The sequence below is a fragment of the Lachnoclostridium sp. genome (assembly GCF_031997925.1).
Classification (GTDB): domain Bacteria; phylum Bacillota; class Clostridia; order Lachnospirales; family Lachnospiraceae; genus Lachnoclostridium.
In genome coordinates this window covers 24,853-47,129 of record NZ_DAMADT010000036.1, presented here as the reverse complement: position 1 = coordinate 47,129, position 22,277 = coordinate 24,853, and the positions used below count along the sequence as shown (strand labels likewise).

The following is a 22,277-nucleotide window of genomic DNA, read 5'->3' as shown; positions in this document are numbered from 1 at the left end:
AACGGTAATGGAAACAATGGCAATGGAAACAATGGTAACGGAAGCAATGGCAACGGTAATGGAAATAATGGTACCAATAATGGAAATTCCAATGGAAACAATAATGCCAATGGCTCCAACAATGGTTATGATAAGAATTTAGATGAAAATGGTAACGGTTACGCCAATGGTAAAAACAAAGATAAAAACAAAGATAAAACTAATAATGGAAACCACTATGGATGGGACAAGAATAAAGATAATAATGGTAATCCTAATAAACCAGATAAGCCGGATAAACCAGGTAATCCAGGCAATCCGGACAAACCAGGTAATTCAGGAAATCCAGATAAACCAGGTAAGCCAAATAAACCGAATAATCCAGATGTACCAAACGATGGTAATGATTATGAATTAACCAACCCAGAAATCTTTGAAGTTACCAACTACATTAATGATATCAATCAGGAATTCACACAGGTATTGATGACGACTGACATTGACGGAAATTACCGTGGTGTTTATACTTATGGTAATGGTGAACGTATCAGTGTAGAAGACTTAGGTCATGTAGAAGGTGTTCCAAATAATCCATTGTATTATTTAAGTGATGCTTTAGGTTCTACCGTTGCAATCACTAATATGAATGCTGGTATTATTGACAACAACCGCTTTGCACCTTTTGGGGAACCATTATCACCTGTAGGTAAGAACGCTAGATTAACTAATAGTCCTTGGGGATTTGCAGGAGAAAGTCATGATATTGAAGCTGAATTGGTTTATTTGAGAGCAAGGTATTATGAGCCAGGAACTTCACGCTGGTTATCTTCCGATAAGCACTGGAATCCAAGCAATATGATTTATGGGGATAACCCTGTAAAGAACAATCAAGGTCAAGATCCGTTAGGGTTAAATATCTACAATTTTGTGCCTGATATTAACGCTATCCGTCAAAGTGGCAACTTATACGTTTACTGCATGAACAATCCTATTTGCTTCCGTGATCCATCTGGCGAAGATGCAGCAGAAGTATTGGAGTGGGTTTGGACAGCAGCAGGTATTATCTCACAATTAGATTCGCCTATACCAGGTCCAGCGGATGCCGCTGCTTTATTGTTCGCAGGCACGGTTACAGTTGTTGTAGGTGGAATGGAAATATACAACAATATTTTTGGCCCAACAGATACTTCAGGATATGTAGAAGGTGGACCAACACCATGCCCAGCACCATCACGCACGGAAGCAAAGGATGCAGGTAACTCGAAAGATAAATCAAAAGGGAAATCAAAAGGTAATAAGGGGAAATCTGACAGCAAGCCTCAAGACTCAACGTCTCCTAATCAGATGAATAAACAAATTGAAAAGGGACAGGCACCACGAGGGGTTAAGCGAGTAGATAATCCTGATCCTCAGTATTCAGAACCACACGTACATTTTGATGATGGAACTTCTATTTCGCAAAGTGGAAAAATTCATGATGCTCATAATGGAACCCCTAACTTAACAAAACAAATTCTTGAATGGTTGCATAATAATGGTTGGTGTTTGGATATAAATTAGAGTATCTTAGAGAGGATTTTTAATAAATGGAACAAAAATATAATTTAAAGAAATTACCAGTTTTAGATTCGATGCATGATCAAAGAATACAGAATATTGAATGGAGGGAAAAAGTATTGATACTACATTATAATGACCTGCATTATGATGATAGTGAGGAATTCCGCTCATGTGATGTAATGTTCTTTGGCGTCGATGATTCAGATATGGTTGCAGAGGTCAGAAAAAGAAATGGTTTAATTGTTGAAGGAACGAGGTATTACGATGTAGAATTCTTGGAGTTTATTACGACTCATCGCTACAATATTGAAACTATTAGATTTTATTATGGGTATGAAACGGTAATCATTGAGGCTGCATTAATAGATGAAAATGGTGGATATTGTGACGATTGTGTTATTAAAATTTCTGCTCATGAGATATTGTATCATTGGAAGTGATGAAAAAAGAGTAACCTGTCAATTTATTATGGCTATACTCTATTCCAATGTTGCTGAGAATGAACCTATACCTTGACTTATTGCTTTGGTGGAAACAACAGGTGGTGTGACATATAGCAATCCTGATTTTATTAGCGAGGAAACAGTGAGCGTTAAAAATAAGATCAGATAAAAAATCCCTAATGATCCGCTTTTCCGTCACAATAAGCACTGATAAAGATGACTATCTGCTTTTCGTAATTGATTACAACACGGATACCATAAATCCTGATAATGAAGGTGTTTACATGATGCAAATAATGAAATTAGCAGATAGGAATAATCAACCTTCGTGGCAGGAAAGATTATGTGCCGGAATCTATATCCAGAATAATAGCCACATACCAATACGCAACCGCCATCCGTGAGGGCGGCGGTTGTACTCGTTTGTTCTAAATTTTATCCTCGTCCCCGAAGTTACGGCTCAACTGATAATTCAAAAAACTGTAGAATATCTATTAGTTTCAAGGGCTGAGAAAAACAAACCCTGTCAAACAATGAAATTCTGTTGGTCAGGGCTGTTTGGATAGAAAGAAAAAACAAGTTTGGAAAAAACAGTGAATAGTCATTTTTATAGTTAAACAATTTGCAATCACTAAAATGAATGCTGGTATTATTGATAATAACCGCTTTGCACCATTTGGTGAGTCATTATCACCGGTAGGTAAGAATGCTAGGTTAACCAATAGTCCATGGGGATTTGCAGGAGAAAGTCATGATATCGAAGCTGAATTGGTTTATTTGAGAGTAAGGTATTATGAACCAGGTACGGAAGGTTTATCCAGCAGGATAAGTATTGGAATCCAAGCAATATGATGCGGCAATCGAAATGATAAGGAAAGCGTTTGAAGCTGCGTTTGCATATTAAGTTTATGCTAAATTTTTGGGGAATCGGCAAGTAGGAGGTGTAAATTGATTAATACAATTGACTTAAAAAATGGGAAAATAAAATATTGGATTGGTGAGATGCCCTCAATAAATATCACTAATAGCTTGAGTAATAAAGAGAATATTCAAGTACAATGTGATAGATCGGGTACGAACACCAAAGCTGCATTAGAGGTATTTTTGCACAGAAACGCCAGTTATTATGGCCTTTTGGGGATGGAGTATTTTCCATCATCTGATTCTGATAATTTAAAAATCATATTTAATTATACAATTGAAAATGAGGCGGAGTATAAAGATACAATCCTTGAGTACGATGAAAAAGCCTTTATGGGGCTAACAGAAGAATATCTAAGTTACACGAAAAAGAACATCAAAACATATCTTAGCGAAAACGATAAAATTCAAGGAGGGATACTAAATTTTACAGTTGCAGCAAATAGTGAAGTTGGTTCCAGCCCAAAACTCTTTGGTGCATTATCAGAAATGTTGGTTGAGCTAATTGCAAAAGCGAACTCAAAAGAGAATAATGATAATTTAGACAATGTAATTAAGGATATTTTTTATTCTTCAAGTTTGTTCGTGAAATAAAGATAAGAAAAAGGTTGGCTTGTAACGGGTTCTTTGCCCAAGGTAATCAAGATGACAGGAAGCTATTATCAATTTTGCAAGGTTTCGTGTTTCAGGAAAGGAATGACGCATATGATGAGTAAAAAATCTTTTCTACTTCTGATATGTCTAAATATATTGAAAGTCAGGTCTACCATTTGCAACGCAAAGAGTTAATGAATGGAGAGATACCATGCATTTGAATTATATAAATGTCGGATTTATTGGAAAAGAGCAGATAAAGGATAGAAAGGGGAAAATATCTTATTTCTATTATGAGGAAAATGTCTCAAAAGAAATAGATGCTGATGCTCAAGTTCGTTTTGATATGAGTGATAATAGTATTATAAGTTTCAGGTCATCATATGGTACTAAAAAACAATTAGGAGGGGGTTCTTATATCCTTAACACGGAGAATTGAAATATTGATATCAACGAAGCTTTTGATATAGTAATAGCCGAATTAGGTGAGGAAAGTATTTATCAGTATGATAATCCTAAAGTAGTATTAGGATGCAGCGGAAAGTCCTGGGAGTTTGCATTATATCCAAGCACCGATTCTAGATATCAGGATTTGCTGGTAAGAATGGATTCTAGAACAGGGGAGGTACTGGCGGTAAATGATTTTAGGGAAATAAATAACTAAGGATTCAGCATTTTAACATTAATTCTCACCACATTATGTACGGATATTTGAGTTGGGTTTTAGGATTAATCAAAAGTAATCAAAGAGTATCCACAACAAGAGCAGCCGCTGATAGTTATTCTTCAGCAGCTGCTTTTGTTTCTTTTCAGTATCCTTATGATAGGTCTGCAAGATCATTGAGAGCTTCATTTCCTATTTCTTCTGCACGTTCATAAGTATCTGCTATATGGATATAATGAAATTCATTTTTATTTGGAATACCGTATCGCTGCCATCGCGGCTTGTCGGCGCCAGCACCCACGGCACTTTGGAAACTGCGATTGGTGTATTTCCCTTTACAATTACTTTATTTGCCCTAAAATACTGGGGTCTTTTATCTTCTTGTCATCCGCAAAGAGCAGAATTTTTGAAAGTATCTCAGCGGTTTTTGGGTCATCATCGGCAAATGGAATGAAAATGCGGCCTCTGGCTTGTGAATGAACAGGCAGCACGGCAATCATGCCTGTGCCGGATTTATGGATTACGCCCGATCCCATATGCACGGAATATTCACCCAAACTACCTTTAATCTGAGCGTGAGCAGTCAGGAAGTTAACATTATTGACCGACAGCATAGAGAGCAGTTCACGAGCGATAGCGATACGCATTTCAACGGTAGATTGACTGGCTTCGGGATCAACTCCGCCTGCGTGAGCAACACTGACAGCTAAATCAATATCTCGCATAGTTTCTGAGAAAATCACAGGAGGAATATCAGCGAACGATACCAATTCATATTTGTCACGACTGAAAAACTGAATCGTTTCCAATGTTGGCGCTTCAATATCAGCCGGAGAGAACCAGTCGGCTAATGCGTACATACGAGCAATCAAGTTTTCTTTATGCCAGACACGTTGCAGCCCTTCCTCGTAGTCCGACGTCCAACCGCATGTTTTCAAGAGCGCCATAGTTTTTTTAGGCTGTACTTGATTTCCTGCATACCTTCGGGATACATTCCCTGCATTTCGTTCATCCTCAGTTACAGGATAATATTCACGGAATACTTGTTTAAATGGTTGAATGATTTTATTATGATATAGATATTGTTGATATTTACTCCAACATTTTTGAGTAATTAAATCATGAGGATGTGCAATTATCAGTATATCATCTTTATTTAGTGTTTGACTTTTTCCGGACGTGTCAATCAGTACAAGTGAATTTTTGGAAAGTGTGGGGAAACCTAATTTATCTCCTGTTACAAAAACTAAAACGGATATCATGCCTTGCAAAACAGGGTGATTCAAAAGTCCTGTGATTTCTGCAATACTGAATCCTGCGCGGGAAACCATAGCCATTTCAAAACTGAGCTTCGCGCGTCGTTTTTGGTCGCGTAGCTGTTTTATGGCTTCCTTTAGCTCGGCTACGTATACGTCTTTAGCTAATTCTTTCGGCAAGGTTTTAAGTGGCTTGCCATTTTTTCGAGCATTGAGTTCGGGCATTCCGTCATCCGTGATGTTTAGCCAGACTTCGGTATCACCTATCGCATGAGGCTCCATCAAAGGACGCAACTGCTCGATTTTAGCACCTTCAAGTGCCCATGTCATTCGGTCAGCGTTACCATATCCGGTTGTGATCGCAAGATTTTCCAAAGCAATCACACACGCCTTACCTTCACTGGCCTGCCGCAGAGAACCAAATTGTCGGCTTTCTTTTTTAAATTTCTGGATTAACTCATAACGTTCCAGAGCGTCGTTTTTATTTTGTTCATCAAGAGGGATTAAGGAAAAAGCCCGAAGTTTTTCTTGATTCCTTTTGTTGATAATTTCGGTCTTCGTTTCATCTTTGCCCAACTTACCAAGAACAGCATCGGCGTATAACTGAGAACGTCTGTGGGTACTGCCGGAATTGGTGATATACTTTGCGTTTTTGTAAAGCTCACTAAACCGCTTCTCACCAAGGGCATGGTATGCATCATAAAACCAATCCTTATCAAAAGTACCGTCATTAAATTGCTGTGGGGTAATGGCTGAGAATATAGCGACTTCGGTTTCTTTTCCAGCTGTAAAGTTTTCATTTATATGGGCATGAAAGAACCACACTCCACATTTCAAACCGTTAATGTCCATTGCCTTTTCCAGCAACTCTGCCCACTGCGGAGCATACACTGCCGCTTGAATAATTCGCTTCTCCGAGATTTTGGCCATTTTTAATGCTTGGTTTAATATTTCTGGTGTGTCGCCCGATTTTGGCTGGCAACAACGAAGTAGTTGGCTTAGTCCTTCTTTTTTTGTAAGCTCTCCACGCCCTGAATAATAATAGGTATAACCTCTGTGAAACCCTGTATCGCCTAGCGCGGCGAGAAGATTTACAAAATGCTGCGCTCCGCCGTCAAAATGGTTTATTTGAGAAGCGACATTCGACAGTGCGGTGGGAAGCTCGCCCCGGTTTTCCTCAAGGGTAACAATACGATCTATTGCCTTTTCTAACAATTCATTTGCAATAGGATATTTCATTAGTAGTTCCCGCCCACCATTATAAGGGCCTGTTATAATTCGCATATGCTCGGGAGCATCAACTCCGGCGGTAAAATACAAATATACAGCATCATCCGAAATCAATCCCATTTGATTCGCGCGGAAAATATGCTTATGATTAAGACCGTAAAAACTCTGTTTATCCGCCGCGAGATATTCATACCACATCTCATTGAAATAGGACGCAAATTGGGCGTCGGTTTTTGTGTACCTGTGTGCCAAATCCCTCCAATAATTCAAATAATCCGCGGAAAGGACGCCGCCGTTTGGGACGGGATATGGTGAATAATAATGATGTTGTGCTTTTTTATTATCTTCTTCGTATTCCATACCCAGTTGATTCTCCGGCACTTTCCGAACAAGGTTGACATATGCGGAAAATACAAAATCAAAAAGATTTAATTCCCCCGTATTTAGAATGGCTTCTAAAATTTGAGTTACCTTGAAAACATCGACTCTTGAATTTTTATAATGTTCGGTTATTTTTTTCTCAAACTTATGTTCATTTTCATCAATCGGATATCCGGCAAATAAATCACGGAACCATTTTTTATAAACTTTATTATACCTATAACCTATATTCCAAAGACTGAGTAACGACACCAATTTTGTTTTATCTGTCGCAAATTCTCCGGCAGCTGCAAGCCATTCTTCGGCCAGCGGATAATCGGTAATTTTATAATCTCTGCCATCTCCTAATTGCGTACTCCCAGCCAGCGGATATATCCTATGTTGGTTATTATTTAACAAAACCTTTTCCCGTGTGCCGTCCCAGTTCTCGGCTTCGTATTCACAATCTCGGTATTTATTGAACACATCGGCAATCCTGCCATACAGCATTAAAACTTCTTTTTCGTCCGGCACAATTAAAGATTTAAGCTCATCGTCGCTAATAAAGGACACAGACGGACGTTTGGCAGCATAAACAGCGCAGTCGAAAGCCTCTGTAGCTGGATCGTATAAGCCGTAACCGTTTTCTTCGTTATATCCCTCTTTTTTCTGGTTGTTCGGGGCGACTTTTTCAAGAAGAATCGACACATCCTGTGAAACAGTTTCGGATGTTGTTAGCGTAGATATTTTTTCTTTATATTCGGTTTGCAAAGAAGGATTCTTTTTTGAAAAAACATCTAGCAATTCCACTCCAGCAATCAACTGTTTTTTGTTTTGGAAACTCAGCAATGAATCAATGGCTGGGCGGATGAGTGATTCCTTTTGTTTATCAAATAACGTGATGATTCCCTTACGTAAATCGGCATTTTGGGTGATCAGCGTTTCAGTTAGTCGCTCTATATCCGCCCTATTAAGCGGATAATACTGAAGCCGGTTGACCACACGCTCGCGCACGGTCTGGCTTTTATCTGATAGTCCTTCTAATAAAAAGGCTCTCTGTTCTGGAATTTCGGGATTCAAAAGCAGGCTGTAATAAGACAGTCTTTGATCCACGTTCATTATCGGAATAAAATTTGTTATCTGCCGGGTTAGATCGACAGAACGGTCATAAGCAGCCAGACCCAGCATAACGCCGCAGGGAGCGGAAGCGTTTAACTCCTGAGTGAACCACGGAAAAACGCTCTCAGCGAATTTCGTATTCTTTTTGCCGATAAATTCCGCTATATCGGCTAATTGATTAAACAACAAAATGCGCCCGGCTTTATCCGTCGGATAAGTATCATCAGAATAGGTTTTCGTTTTTGCCGATCTTTCATTATCTTTGTCCCAATGATACCCACTGAAATACGCTTCTCTGTTTATATGTAAATTGGTGCAAACCCAGGCCAGTTCTTCTGGGTCACGGATATCAAGATATTTTACCGCAATATTATGACGATAGGAATCACCATTTGTATGGGTAATAAAATACCATCCGACCAATCGCTTGTATTTTTCTGGGCTGCTAAGCAATCGGCAAGCGCTTTCGGTCGCTCTGTAAATATCACAGCAGCAAAGAGCCCACAATGCCAGGTAGATTTCTGGTGTGTCGCTTGAATCAAGTCCCGCGTCAATCGCTTTTTCATCGGATAAATATTTTAATGCAAGCGATATACACTTTTCGACAATTTTTTGCTTTTGGTCGCCGAATCCCAATCCCGACCACGTATCAAACGCCCGAACCACGGATGAAAAACGGCACAGGTCGTTTTCTAAAATCATGCGGATAAAATAAATATGGCTGTCAAGCGTTCCGCTATCGCAGGTTTCTAAAATGGATTGCCGCAAGCCCTCTTGTCCTTTTGCGGCGAGGAGCAGCTTACCCAAAAGCTCCAATGCACGTTTGTTATCGCTTTTAACGATACCCGATATGAGAATATTGCTTATCTGAATTTCGCTGTTGTCACCAAGTATGGCTTCTTCAATTAAGGCGAGAATTTTTTCGTTCCCATTACACAACTCAAGCGCAATACGGTTGTCTAAACCGGACGGGTGTGAGTTGATAACATACTGTAAGTGTTCATAGGAACCGTAAGAAAACGGCTCACTTTTTACGGTCAACGCTTGTTCTAACGTCATATCGAAACATATAAAGTCAAGGGCATTGACCATTACCATAAAGAAAGTTTCGGCATATTCTCCCGCTCGGCGTGAACGGTATGACGGGCGGTAATTAGAATGGGAGTAAGGACATTTCATTACAAGTGCGCATTCTTCACGGATTCTTGAGGTTTCTTCTTTTCCAAAGAATGATTGTAATGCAGAGATCAATTTAGAACAGAAAAATTCATTTATTGTTTCGCAATTGTTAGCCGGACGTCCGCATAACGCCCTATAAGAATCATAAAAAGCGTTTAGAGCATCACCTTTCCTCCAGTGGTATTCCAGATGTAGATTTTTTGAATCGCCAAATTCGTTCCAAATTGCCTTTATTAGGTCACCGGACGCACCAAATCTCAGCTTTTTAGCCCTCCGTTCATATTCCGCAATAATGGCCGGATTTCTTTTTGATTGTTCTTTATCTGCCATTTTGTTTATCTCTCCGTTTTCAAGGTTATTTTTATAAAGCGAGTTACCACAACCGCCCTGCGAGAAAGGTTAAGCGGATAAAGGTAAGTATATCGTTTTCATGAATGGTAAGCGGCTCGTCAAGTTCGGTTGCTTCCATATCACCAATTATTATACGAAACAAACCGTCCTCAAAGCCTTGCAACGCTGTTTCCACAGCTTTTTCGAAATCAGCTTTTTTATCTGAATATATACGACCGAAACCTATTTTACCAGCTGTGCTTTGATCGGAAATTTCGCTTTCAGTAAGAAACGGTACAAGCATATTATCAATTCCGCGATTGTTGTATTTTTCTACTTCTTGCCGTACCACCGTTTCAATCAACTGCCGCAAGGTAGTAATGTCATCAGGGAGTGTATAAAGAGTATTCTCTAATATTGGGCGCCGCTTGCCTACTGATTTTATTTTTAAATATATGTTCATACGAAAATAGTTCCTTTTCTAAAAACATTCGACATTCCTACATTATAGATGGTTATTTATTGAATTACAACCGGATAATACCAGACCAGGGTGATGATTGTGACTTAACTAACTTAGAAATCTTTGAAGTTATCAACTACATAAATGATACCAATCAGGAATCCACACAGGTATTGATGATGACTGATATTGACGATATATACTTTTGATAATGGTGAACGTATCAGCGCTGAAGATTTAATATAGGAGTTTGTATTTATGAGGGAAAAATGCGAAGAGTTTTTGAAAACAATGTTAGAGTTTTTACCTTCAACAGGTAAGGAGTATAGGAAATCCATTGAGGATAATGGGGAGGTATTAGAAACTGTCATAATTGAGGACGTTTTCATGCCGGAAATAGTTAAGCTAATAAGTGAGGAAAGAAATATCAGGCTGTTAGTATGCATTTTTGATTATTTTGAAGAAGTATCTAATAGCAAAGATACTTACTTAATTAACATTTTTTCAATTACAGCATTGGAAATACTGGGTAATGATAGAACACTCCTAGGGGTAGCAAAAAAATATATGGGTCCTAAAACTATGAAACTTCAAATTGAGGCTGATAAAGTATTGGGTAGAATCTAATCAGCTTACATGCAAATATAAGCAGGACGACATATATAATACTTGAGTAATCGAATAAATCCAGAAAAAGTAATTTATTCTGTAAGTGCTACAACTTCGAGCGTGGAAAGCAGATAGGTCAAAGCATTATGATGAATATTTATGGGAGTGCACAATTACATGGCCATATGGATTTTCTATTTTAAAACTTATCAGCGATAATGGAACAGTTACATATGAATTTGATAGTTCCAACTTGGTCTCAGTGGAAGAATACCGACGGAACTCGGATCGCTACGCCTTTAACAAGATTAATTTAGTGTTATAGGTGAGGAAATCCTAAAAAATGTTCTCGCATTTTACAGGAGGTAGATAAATGGAAGTTGAAAAGAAGATCGTTAAATTACTACTTAATAAGGAGAAATCGACTTTTGTTGATTTATTTTTGTATGTAGAAGCCCCCGATAATGAAGAGATGCTTCTCATAGAGACAACAATTAACGGTGAAAAAATAAACTTAAAAAGTGAGAATTTCTTTTCAGCACTTCAGACATTAAGGAAAGAGCTAGAAAACATAAACATTCAAATTGTATGCAATGGTGCAGCTAGAAAGGTCTATCCATCACCAATGCAAATGTCAATGGGTAGTCGAAGTTTTTGCAACACAAGAGGATTATGAAGTGTACGGCTCCAGCAACTGGTGGTAGTTTAGTTTTTTGCAGGCGTGACATCGTAATGAAGGAGGCGATATTTCTGGATACTGATTTTGAAATAATTAACCAATCTGCGCTAGAAGCATTAAGTCAAAATGAGTTATATAAAGCGCAAACCCTGTTTAGGCAAAATGCTAAGAAAACCCATTGCTTCGCTACCCTTAACAATTTGGGAGTATTTCATGTTTATGAAGGACTATTCAAGCCGGATAATAGCGGTCACAATGCCAAAAAATTTGGTGTAAGCTATTTGAAAAAGGCCGAGAAATACCAGAAATCGAATCTTACATTGATAGCATTAGGAAATGTGTCCTTTGAAGTTAAGGATTACGAAGAAGCAAGCAAAAATTTCAGACAAGCCTGTGAATTAAAATCCGATTATGCGACTGTATATAATTTGGCACTTTCATTTTTCAGGCAGGATAGGTATGAAGATGCTTTAACATGGTTTGAAAAAGCACTTAACATTTGTGATAACTCTGACTATGCTGAAACGTACGCGGCATCTGCTTTTCACAGGTTGACAGATAATTTGGTAATGGGCTAATATGATCGCGATGACTGATGGTAGCGGAGTGATACAAAAATAAAACGTAGTTCTACTTATCTTGATGGAGTATTCCATCAAGAACCGAATGCTATTGTATTTGTGTTTAAACGAAGGAGAAGGAATAAAGTGGGAACAAAATATGCAAGCTTACATATAAAAGCAGGAAGCTCGGAAAATATCATTGAACAATTAAAAAAGTACTATAATGATAATTCTAATAGAGAAGTAATTATCAGTGATAGATATCCGGATTATTTTAAGGAGATATTGGCAGATAAATTAATCGTGGTTAGAGATTTATTGGATTCTGCTAGAAAATCTTCTAGAATCATTTTGATTAAAGATGAATTTATATCAATTTATGATGAAGCATTTTCATTGGAAACAATTGAACAAGAAGGAATAAACCTCTCTAAATACATAGATAACCCAATATTAGCAACCGGAAATCTTGATGACGATGTTTTTAGTGTCGTTCTTATTAAAAACGGAAACATAATTACAAAACATACAGTTGGAGATGGATTAGATTGTTATGATATAGAACCATCACATCTAGATTTAAACAAATTTGAAAATATAATCAAATTGAGGTTAGACAAAGAAAAAGTGAATGATTTATTAATTGAGGATGATGTAACTATAGTAGAAGAAGGATTTTGTGAATTATTAAAAATATTTCTAAACTTGGATTGTAATGATATAAAATCAAATAAGGAATATTTTAAAAAAGTTTCTAAATCGAATAACTATACAATATATAAATTTAGTTTGGAGAATTAGGGATTGGTGTGCGGTTTATTTAAGAAGTCTATAATGAAAATAATTTAATGAGGTGGTAACATTATGAAACACACTGTTAGGAGCATTTCGGTAATTTTGATGTTAATAACAATCTTCTAGGGATACCGAGTACAGTAATTAAAAAGTAGTTGTAGCAATATAAGAGCGGTAGCAATTCCGCTTTACTATCCCATTCGAATACAGCCCCTACTAACGGTTTCGTGAGCCGTCAGCAGTGGCTTTTTTATTTTTAAAAACATCTGAATATAACAGAAACCGAGGCATTATTGTATACTCTAGCTTATAGGTTTATAAGTTAGATTAATAAATCAGATAAGAAATCAAGAATGGAAAATTAACGACAAAGGATAGAACCTATGGTAGAATAATATTCATAAATAGGATATGGACAAGAGAATAAAGGCTGATTAATAATCTTTAGATATAAAATAGCAACTAAGAGAAAATTCAAAACACATGATCAGGAGGGTACCCATGGATTACAAGAAAGCAGGAGTAGACATTGAAGCAGGTTATAAGGCTGTAGAACTGATGAAGAAACATATTCAGGGAACGATGAGAAGTGAGGTATTAACGGGAATTGGTGGTTTCTCGGGTGCATTTTCCTTAACCTCTTTTAAAGACATGGAGGAACCTACTTTAGTATCTGGTACAGATGGCGTTGGTACAAAGCTAAAACTTGCCTTTATATTAGATAAGCACGATACCATAGGGATTGATTGTGTAGCTATGTGCGTAAATGATATTGCTTGTGCGGGCGGTGAACCATTATTTTTCTTAGATTATATTGCCTGTGGAAAAAATGAACCGGAGAAGATTGCAACGATTGTTAGTGGTGTTGCAGAAGGATGTAAACAGTCGAATGCTGCTTTAATTGGTGGGGAAACAGCTGAAATGCCTGGTTTTTATCCAGTAGAAGAATACGATCTTGCGGGATTCGCAGTTGGTATCGTTGATAGAAAGAAATTAATTACGGGTGATAAATTAAAACATGGAGATGTATTAATTGGAATTGCCTCTTCGGGTATTCATAGCAATGGATATTCCTTGGTACGTAAGGTGTTTCGAATGGAGAGAGAAGCACTTAACACTTATTATGAAAGCCTATCAGGTACACTTGGTGAAGTTCTTCTAACACCAACGAAAATCTATGTGAAAGCACTGAATAGTTTAAAGACTGGGAATGTGGAAATAAAAGCTTGCTCTCATATCACGGGTGGAGGATTCTATGAGAATATTCCAAGAATGTTAAGAGAAGGCGTTACCGCTCTTGTAAAAAAAGATTCTTATGTAATTCCTCCTATTTTTCATATGCTACAAAAAGATGGCAACATAGAAGAGCATATGATGTATAATACCTACAATATGGGGATTGGTATGATGATTGCTGTTGATAAAACAGATGCAGACAAAGCAGTGAGCTTACTTAATGCAGCTGGTGAAACTGCATATATTATCGGTGAGATTCAGGATGGAGAGAAAGGAATCTGTCTATGCTAAGAATTGTGGTAATGGTATCAGGTGGTGGAACAAATCTACAAGCAATCATAGATAGTATACGAATAGGGCGTATTAGTAATGCAGAAGTCGTATCAGTTATCAGCAATAAAAAGGATGCTTATGCCTTAACAAGAGCAAAGAACTATGGCATTGATGCTCGCAGTGTATCTCCCAAAGACTTTGAGACAAGAGAAGAGTTTCATGAGGAACTTTTAAATACGATTAATGGCTACCTGCCAGACTTAATTGTACTCGCTGGATTTTTAGTAATATTACCAAAAGAGTTAGTGGCTAATTATCCGAACAAAATCATTAATGTTCATCCTTCCCTAATTCCATCGTTTTGTGGTGAAGGTTACTATGGACTTCGAGTTCACGAGGCTGTGTTAAAGAGAGGAAATAAAATAACAGGAGCAACCGTTCATTTCGTAGATGAAGGAACGGATTCCGGTCCGATTCTTTTACAAAAGGCGGTTAGTGTCTTGGTTGACGATACACCAGAAATCCTCCAAAAACGTGTGATGGAGGAAGCAGAGTGGATCATTCTTCCGCAGGCTATTGATGCAATAGCAAATGGAAGAGTTGAAATTAAGGATCATATAGCTATTGTGAGATAGTAGATGTCAGAAACTTCAGTTAAAATAGAGAGTTATATAGCGTTTTAAAATATAGAGATATATAATAAGGCGCCCTTACAGCAAGAAATAGGTAAGGTGGGAATGATGATTAGTTATTCTTTGCAAATTTGAGTTTATATTACTAACATAAGCGTTAGTTTCATTACGACATAAGTTTGAGTCTCATAACTGGTAGCGCAGAAAAGAGGTAGATTATGAAAGTACTTATCGTAGGTGGTGGCGGTAGAGAGCATGCCATTGCAAGAAAAGTTTCAGAAAGCAAACGTGTTACTAAGATATATTGTGCACCCGGAAATGCGGGAATAGAAGAGGTTGCAGAGTGTGTTCCAATCAGTGCAATGGAATTTGATAAATTAGTAGCGTTTGCAAAAGAAAAAGAAATTGACTTAACCATTATCGGTATGGATGATCCCCTCGTTGGTGGAATTGTGGATGTATTTGAAGACCAAGGGCTTAGAGTGTTTGGGCCAAGAAAGAATGCTGCCATGATTGAAGGTTCCAAGGCATTTTCGAAAGACTTAATGAAGAAGTACCATATTCCAACGGCTACTTATGAAACTTTTGCTTCTGCAGAGGAGGCGGTTCGCTATTTAAAAGCCTCTTCCTATCCGATTGTATTAAAAGCAGATGGTCTTGCACTTGGAAAAGGAGTATTGATTTGTAATACTTACGAAGAAGCTTGTGACGGGGTAAAAAGCATCATGCTTGATAAACAGTTCGGTTCAGCAGGTGATCGCATCGTTGTAGAGGAGTTTATGATTGGCCGTGAAGTGTCCGTATTAGCTTTTTGTGATGGAAAGACGATTAAACCTATGACAAGTGCACAAGATCATAAACGTGCCAAAGATGGTGATCAAGGCTTAAATACAGGCGGTATGGGAACATTCTCTCCTAGTCCATTCTACACCGAAGAAGTAGATGAATTCTGTAAGAAGTACGTTTATCAACCTACCATTGACGCTATGAAAAATGAAGGTAGAGATTTTACTGGTATCCTATTTTGTGGATTAATGTTAACCGAGAAGGGAACTAAGGTACTCGAATACAATGCTAGATTTGGGGATCCAGAGGCTCAGGTAGTGCTACCTCGTATGAAAAATGACATCATTGATGTAATGGAAGCTTGTATTGATGGAAGACTACAAGAAGTTCCTTTGGAGTTTTACGATAATGCTGCGGTTTGTGTTGTGTTAGCATCGAATGGATATCCGGAACAATATGAAAAAGGATTTGTAATCGATGGTCTTTCCGCATTTGAAGGAAAATCAGATTATTACGCTTTTCATGCAGGAACCAAGAGAACACACGAAGGTATCGTAACAAATGGAGGCAGAGTGTTAGGAGTAACTGCAACCGGAGAAGATTTGCATGAGGCACGTAAAAAAGCTTATGAAGCAACCGAATGGATTCAGTTTTCGAATAAATATAAGAGAAATGATATTGGAAAAGCTATAGATGAAGCATAATATATTAACAAAAGATATTAACAAAAGATATTAACAAAAGATAAGTTAACTTGACAAGAAAAGCTAGCGAAATTCTTCTCTATATTTTATATAAAATGCTCTACTTTTTCTTGTTTATATAAAGGATTAACTTTTCTTATTTATGTATTTTAATGAAAATAACAGTTATGTAATGAGCCGTTTCTTTATTCAGTGGAGCGGTTCATTTTTATTCATAACATGGAATGAATCGAGCATTTTTTTGAACCTATAAATGACTGGTAAATTAGAAATTACGAATCGTTTTTTTAATTTAGATCATATCTGAAATCATACCTAAAACAAATATGGATCATATCTGAAATCATACCTAAAACATATATGGATTATATCTGAAATCATACCTAAAACATATCTGAATCATATCTGAAATCATTCCTAAAATATCTCATATTATCTATCATTTTCTATTAGATGCCATAATACTGCCATATCTCCCATTTAGTATGATAACGAATGAAAAAACGTGAAAAACAAAGAAATAAGTCGCTTTAGAGTTTTACCCATTTAAGCAAGTGACAAATTACGATGGTTAAAAAAGGGCGCCTAAGCGCTAGAATTGAGGTTAGTATGAGACTAGAAATGAAACACAAACGCTTAATTATATGGATATTATGCATCAGCATGTTGATTCCAAATATACTTTGGCAAAGACCAAATGCAGCTTATGCAGCAACAAAAGGGATTTGTACAGCATCCACGCTCTATGTTAGAAAAGGGCCGCAAACTTCGTATGATAAGGTAACCTCAGGTGGCAAAGATGTTTATCTTGTTAAGGATCAAGAGGTAACAATATTATCGGAAAAAGACGGATGGTATGAGATTGAGGCAACATTTGGTGGAAAAAAAATCAAAGGCTATTGTCTTGGAACCTACATAAAGAAAGTGGAGGGTACTGTAAGTAAACCAACGCCAACTAAAGCGCCTACAGCACCAAACGGTTCTTCAGCAACATATAAGTTAAGCCAACCAGCAACAGTAAATGCATCCCAATTAAATATTAGAAAAGATAACAATACCACAAGTTCTGTCTTAGGAACCTTAGTAAGTGGTGATTCCGTCACCGTAATAGGAACTAAGTGGAATGGTGGGGATTGTTGGTATCAAATCCAGACGAAATTAGACGGTAAAACACTAACTGGATATGTTCTAGCTGTTTATGTCGATATGAATTATAAGAGCGGACTTTATGGTAAGATCCGTACCAATAATACTGCGATGCAACTTGACGCAGGTGAAGGAAACAAAACAGTAACGGCTGCAGATGGAACAAAGCTTATTTTAAATAAAAACCGTGCTGTATATTTAACCGGTGAAAAACGAATTGGAAATGAAAAATGGTTCTATGTCTATGTTACGATCGATGGCGCGAAATATTATGGCTATGTACCAGCAAGCCTTGTAGAGTTAGATGGAACCAAGGTGACGACAGGAGGTAATGAGTCAACCGGAGACGAGGATACCGAGGATAGTCAGGATAATTCAAATTCCGGTGGTAGCAGCGAAGAAGAGAATCAGACAGAAACTCCGAACACTTCAACAACACCAGCAAGCCATAAGATAAATCTAGCTGGAAAAGTTAATGCAGAGGGAGTCAATGTAAGAAAAGATGCAACAACAGGAAGTGCTAAGGTAACTTCTTTAAATAAAAACACCAGTGTGACCATAGTAAAAGAAAAGTACGACGGTAATGATAAGTGGAATCAGATATCCTTTGTTCAGGATAAGAAAACAGTGACTGGATATATGCTTAGTAAATATGTTACTGCATCAGTAGGAAGTGGATTTTATGCGAAACCTACCAAGGAGATCACTTATAAAAAGGTAGCTTCTCAAACAGCAGAGGATTTATATACCGATGATGGGGAGTTAATTACAGCAGCAAAAGGTTCCTATGTATGGGTGTCTGAGGAGAAAACAGTTGCTGGTACAAAGTGGTTCCGTATTAGCTATAAAGAGTCTACCGTTACTTATTTTGGATATGTAACTGAGAATGATTTAGAGTTAATTGGTAAGACAAAAGATACTGCAGGGACTCCAACCCCAACCAGTACGCCGAAACCTACCGATGCGGTAAAGCCAACAGTAACTCCAACTCCAACGCTAAAACCAATCGATAAAAAGGAAGATTTTCAAATACCTGGTGTGATAACTGCATCAACACTAAATCTTAGACAAGATGCAACGACAAACAGCAAGGTACTAGGGACGCTTACGAAAAATACAAAACTAACCGTACTCAATCAGGTTAAGGTTGGAAGTGATATTTGGTACCGAGTAGCTGTTACTGTAAACAAGAAACAGACGATTGGACATGTTTTAAGTAATTATGTTAAATTAACATTAACTGATAAAGCGACAGCATCCATCCTAGCGAGTGATACGAAATTAAGATCAGCAGCAAAATCATCGGCTGGCTACGCGAAATATAAGAACGGAACGATTGTAAATTTTGCTAAAAATACAAAGGTAACTGTAATATCAGAAGAAACTTCTGACGATAAATGGTTTAAGGTTTCCTATACAAAATCAGGAGAGTCAGTAACAGGTTATCTGAAAGCGAGCTCAGTTACACTAGTTGCTAACGGACCAGTACCTACTGCGACTCCGAAACCAACGGTGTCACCGACGCCAAAGCCAACAGTTTCACCGAAGCCTACGGTAGCACCGACGACGCAGCCAACGGTGGAACCAACGACGACGCCAAAACCAACAGCAAAGCCAAAGCCTACGGTGTCACCAAAACCATCGGCTACACCAACTCCAGCTGTTAAACTATTCACAGCGGATGGTATGATAATCAACGCAACTGCTTTAGTTGTAAAACAAGCTCCTGGTTATAGCAGTTCATTTGTTAAAAACAGCACAGGATATGCAGTAACACTTTATAATAACGATAAAGTGAAGGTAAACGGAAAGTATTACGAGGATAATATCTATTGGTATAACATAAAATTCTCTCAAAGCGGAGTTGAATATTCGGGATATGTAAACGATTATTATGTTAAAATTGATGAATCAACGATAGTGGATGGAGATTCTTCCTCAAGTATTGAAACTCCAACGCCAACAATACCTGTAGTAAGTCAAGATTTTGAACAGCAATTAACAATGCAGGGCTTTCCAGATAGCTATAAGCCATATTTACGTGCACTTCATGAGGCTTATCCAGAATGGACATTTGAGGCATATCACACTGGACTTGATTGGAATTCAGTAATTGATAATCAAAGTATTCCTGGAAAGAATTTAATTTCAAATGGCAAAGGAATCGAGTGGAAATCATTAGAGGATAAGGCATACAACTGGAAGACAGATAGTTTTATTGTATATGATGGTTCTACTTGGGTTACCGCTTCAAGAGATGCTACCATGTACTATATGGACCCAAGAAACTTCCTAGATGATAAGTCAATATACCAGTTTGAGGTACTTACTTATAAAACCTCCTATCAAAATCTTAGTGGTGTTGAGAGCATTCTAAAGTTTACGCCTATGTATAATTCAAGTTATACTTATACTGACGAATTTGGAATGACACAAAGTATTACTTATGGTGAGACCTTTATAAAAGCAGCAGAGTATTCTGGTGTAAGCCCTTATCATTTAGCTTCTCGTGTAAAGCAGGAGGTAGTGACGGGTACCTCTTCTTTAAGTAATAGTGTATCTGGTACTGTGAGTGGATGGGAAGGTTTATATAATTTCTATAATATTGGTGCTTATAACTCCACGGTAGCAGGTGGTGCAGTTGCAAATGGTTTAAAGTATGCAAAGAGTGGTAGCACAAATGCGACTTTAAATGTGAGGTCTTTGATCCCTTGGAACAATCGTTACCGTTCCATCGTAGGGGGAGCATTTATTATTGGTGATTCCTATATCAATCGAGGACAGGATACAATATACCTTCAAAAGTTTAATGTAACACCTACCTCTACACACGCTCATCAGTATATGTCGAATGTAGAAGCACCATTTTCTGAAGGAAAGAAAGTTGGTTTAGCTTACGCTGAGATTGGAAATCTCCCATTGGTATTTTCCATTCCTGTTTATTTAAATATGCCAAAGATACCATGTGCTGCACCAACAACAAAGTATAATCCGAACAATTATCTAAAGACATTGAGCGTTAAAGATCTAAACGGAAATGAATTGACATTAACACCAACATTTGACATACTAAATACAAAAGAATTCTTCCTAGTTGTACCTAACAGCTGTGAAGGAATTAATATATCTGCTTCTACAGTAAGTAGTAAGGCAGTACTTAGCGGTACCGGTGTTGTGCAATTAAATCCAGGGCATAACGAATTTACGATTGTAGTAATTGCTCAAAATGGAGATTTACGTGAGTATACGATTTCAGTTGTACGAGAATTACAGTAATTAAGACGATTTATTACAGAGCGCGTTTAAACCTAAGTAGATTAGAAGATACTTCTTACTATACATGGACTTTAGTTTTCTGAACACTTAGTCCAGCTTATATTTAATGAAAAGAAATCCCATAGAGTTAACCGACCGATAAGAAACGAAGGTTTCATAACAAATGGTTAACTTTATGGGATTTTCTAAAAACGAGAGGAGAAAGAGTGAAAGATTTAATCTTTCACTCAACAAGTTTGTGCTGCGCCAAACTTGAGCCATTAGCTGCTCCTAAAAGATAGTCGCAGCATGGAGGCTAACTATGAAAATATGGTATAAAAAAAGCATATTATCTGCTATCTGTTTACTACTAGGGTTTTTGTTAATGAATATTCCAAGTATAAACAGTATGGCTGCGAGTGCAACGATAAAAATTGAGGTACCAAATGATGAGGTTGATAAGGGAGAAGAATTTAAGATAACAATTGTAATCGCATCAGATAGTATTCTTGGTGATTTTGAAGGTTACCTTTCCTATAATGCAGAAATCATAGAATTTATATCTGGTCCATCCTGTGTTTCTGGTGGGAATGGGATGCTTCGATTTATGGACACGAATGCATCTTCCTCAGATGGTGAAAGAAGATATGTTCTGCGTTTTAAAGCCTTAGAAGTGGGGAATTGTCAGCTATTAATGACTGGAAATCCAATTGCTTATGAGTTCGAAACAGGAGATCCGATGTCAGTGTCTGCATATTCTGGGAGCGTTACAATTCGCGCCAAGGAGGCTGCTTCAAAGAATACAAATTTAGCAATGTTAAAAGTAAGTCCTGGTACGTTAACTCCTTCTTTTAAGTCTACCGTTAAAGAGTATAGTATTATGGTTGGACCTGAAACAGAGAAAATCATAATTAGTGCAATACCTGAGGATACCGCTGCAACAGTGGGGATATCAGGCAATGACGCCCTAAAGATTGGTAATAATACGATTGTGATAACTGTTACAGCGCAGAGCGGAAATACGGACGAGTATCGAATCCAAGTATTAAAAGAAGAAAGTAATCAACAAGTGGAAGAGATACCAAATGAAGGAGGAGATTCTCCTAATTTAAAAGCGGTGAGAGATGCAGGAAAGACAACGATATTCGGTCAATTTAAGTATACTGTAGTTTCGGATGATAGCAATATTATCATACCAAAAGGATATGTAAAGAGTAGTATTCTTGTGGATGGCTGCACGATTCCAATTTATCAAAAGAAAGACAGTTTAAAAGAGGATTATTTACTAATGATTCTTGAAAATCAATTTGGGAATACTTCTCTTTATCGATATGATCGTACAGAGAAAACGATTCAACTTTATACAGAGCAATCAATTACGGAAAGAGAGGATATCTCACCTGTTACAAGCAATAATCTGGAGTTAAAAGTCCAGAAAAAAGAATTTGAAGAGAAAATAAGTCAATTAACTATCGTTATTATTGTACTGTGTGGCATTTGC

At 37.5% G+C, this 22,277-nt stretch carries 18 protein-coding genes; 16 read left to right on the top strand and 2 right to left on the bottom strand.

The window, feature by feature from the left end; translation table 11 throughout:
- The 6 genes from RTP52_RS17685 to RTP52_RS17665 form a co-directional block, all read left to right on the top strand.
- A partial coding sequence (locus RTP52_RS17685) for an RHS repeat domain-containing protein (protein WP_312372732.1) occupies nt 1-1,539 on the top strand: 1,539 nt, incomplete at its 5' end.
- Between the two features lie 26 nt (nt 1,540-1,565).
- On the top strand, nt 1,566-1,979 hold the full coding sequence (locus RTP52_RS17680; RefSeq protein ID WP_312103287.1) for a hypothetical protein: 414 nt from the start codon (nt 1,566-1,568) through the stop codon (nt 1,977-1,979).
- A gap of 158 nt (nt 1,980-2,137) precedes the next feature.
- The gene (locus RTP52_RS20580) at nt 2,138-2,386 is read left to right on the top strand and encodes a DUF5104 domain-containing protein (protein ID WP_369124595.1); all 249 of its coding nucleotides are present in this window, start codon (nt 2,138-2,140) and stop codon (nt 2,384-2,386) included.
- 232 nt (nt 2,387-2,618) lie between these two features.
- Complete coding sequence (locus tag RTP52_RS17675; RefSeq protein WP_312103289.1) at nt 2,619-2,834, top strand: hypothetical protein; 216 nt, start codon at nt 2,619-2,621, stop codon at nt 2,832-2,834.
- Between the two features lie 96 nt (nt 2,835-2,930).
- Nucleotides 2,931-3,497, top strand: a complete 567-nt coding sequence (locus RTP52_RS17670) for a hypothetical protein (RefSeq protein WP_312103292.1) — start codon at nt 2,931-2,933, stop codon at nt 3,495-3,497.
- A gap of 211 nt (nt 3,498-3,708) precedes the next feature.
- Nucleotides 3,709-3,936, top strand: a complete 228-nt coding sequence (locus RTP52_RS17665) for a hypothetical protein (protein ID WP_312103294.1) — start codon at nt 3,709-3,711, stop codon at nt 3,934-3,936.
- Nucleotides 3,937-4,502: 566 nt separating this feature from the next.
- Here the strand turns inward: RTP52_RS17665 and RTP52_RS17660 are convergent.
- On the bottom strand, nt 4,503-9,635 hold the full coding sequence (locus RTP52_RS17660) for a DUF4132 domain-containing protein (RefSeq protein ID WP_312103296.1): 5,133 nt from the start codon (nt 9,633-9,635) through the stop codon (nt 4,503-4,505).
- A 43-nt stretch (nt 9,636-9,678) separates the two neighbouring features.
- A complete protein-coding gene (locus RTP52_RS17655) occupies nt 9,679-10,098 on the bottom strand; it encodes a hypothetical protein (protein WP_312103298.1) in 420 nt (139 codons plus the stop codon).
- Nucleotides 10,099-10,157: 59 nt separating this feature from the next.
- Here RTP52_RS17655 and RTP52_RS17650 point away from each other — a divergent pair, with 59 nt between their 5' ends.
- From RTP52_RS17650 to RTP52_RS17605, 10 genes are all read left to right on the top strand, one after another.
- On the top strand, nt 10,158-10,307 hold the full coding sequence (locus RTP52_RS17650; RefSeq protein ID WP_312103300.1) for a hypothetical protein: 150 nt from the start codon (nt 10,158-10,160) through the stop codon (nt 10,305-10,307).
- 49 nt (nt 10,308-10,356) lie between these two features.
- Nucleotides 10,357-10,725 carry a DUF7674 family protein gene (locus RTP52_RS17645; RefSeq protein WP_312103302.1) on the top strand — a complete coding sequence of 123 codons (369 nt, stop codon included), beginning with the start codon at nt 10,357-10,359 and terminating at the stop codon, nt 10,723-10,725.
- A gap of 355 nt (nt 10,726-11,080) precedes the next feature.
- Nucleotides 11,081-11,383 (top strand): hypothetical protein, encoded by a 303-nt coding sequence (locus tag RTP52_RS17640; RefSeq protein ID WP_312103304.1) that lies wholly within the window; start codon nt 11,081-11,083, stop codon nt 11,381-11,383.
- Nucleotides 11,380-11,964, top strand: a complete 585-nt coding sequence (locus RTP52_RS17635; protein ID WP_312103306.1) for a tetratricopeptide repeat protein — start codon at nt 11,380-11,382, stop codon at nt 11,962-11,964. Before RTP52_RS17640 ends, RTP52_RS17635 begins: the two co-directional genes overlap by 4 nt.
- Nucleotides 11,965-12,093: 129 nt before the next feature.
- A complete protein-coding gene (locus tag RTP52_RS17630; protein ID WP_312103308.1) occupies nt 12,094-12,750 on the top strand; it encodes a hypothetical protein in 657 nt (218 codons plus the stop codon).
- A gap of 495 nt (nt 12,751-13,245) precedes the next feature.
- Nucleotides 13,246-14,271 (top strand): phosphoribosylformylglycinamidine cyclo-ligase, encoded by a 1,026-nt coding sequence (gene purM / locus RTP52_RS17625; RefSeq protein WP_312103310.1) that lies wholly within the window; start codon nt 13,246-13,248, stop codon nt 14,269-14,271.
- Nucleotides 14,265-14,888, top strand: a complete 624-nt coding sequence (gene purN / locus RTP52_RS17620) for a phosphoribosylglycinamide formyltransferase (protein WP_312103312.1) — start codon at nt 14,265-14,267, stop codon at nt 14,886-14,888. The genes purM and purN overlap by 7 nt, the downstream gene beginning before the upstream one ends.
- A gap of 215 nt (nt 14,889-15,103) precedes the next feature.
- Entirely contained in the window at nt 15,104-16,375 is a 1,272-nt protein-coding gene (gene purD / locus RTP52_RS17615) for a phosphoribosylamine--glycine ligase (protein WP_312103315.1), read from the top strand.
- Nucleotides 16,376-16,984: 609 nt separating this feature from the next.
- On the top strand, nt 16,985-20,797 hold the full coding sequence (locus tag RTP52_RS17610) for an SH3 domain-containing protein (RefSeq protein ID WP_312103317.1): 3,813 nt from the start codon (nt 16,985-16,987) through the stop codon (nt 20,795-20,797).
- 301 nt (nt 20,798-21,098) lie between these two features.
- Nucleotides 21,099-22,277: cadherin-like beta sandwich domain-containing protein (locus RTP52_RS17605; protein ID WP_312372730.1), on the top strand; the 1,179-nt coding region annotated here is incomplete at its 3' end.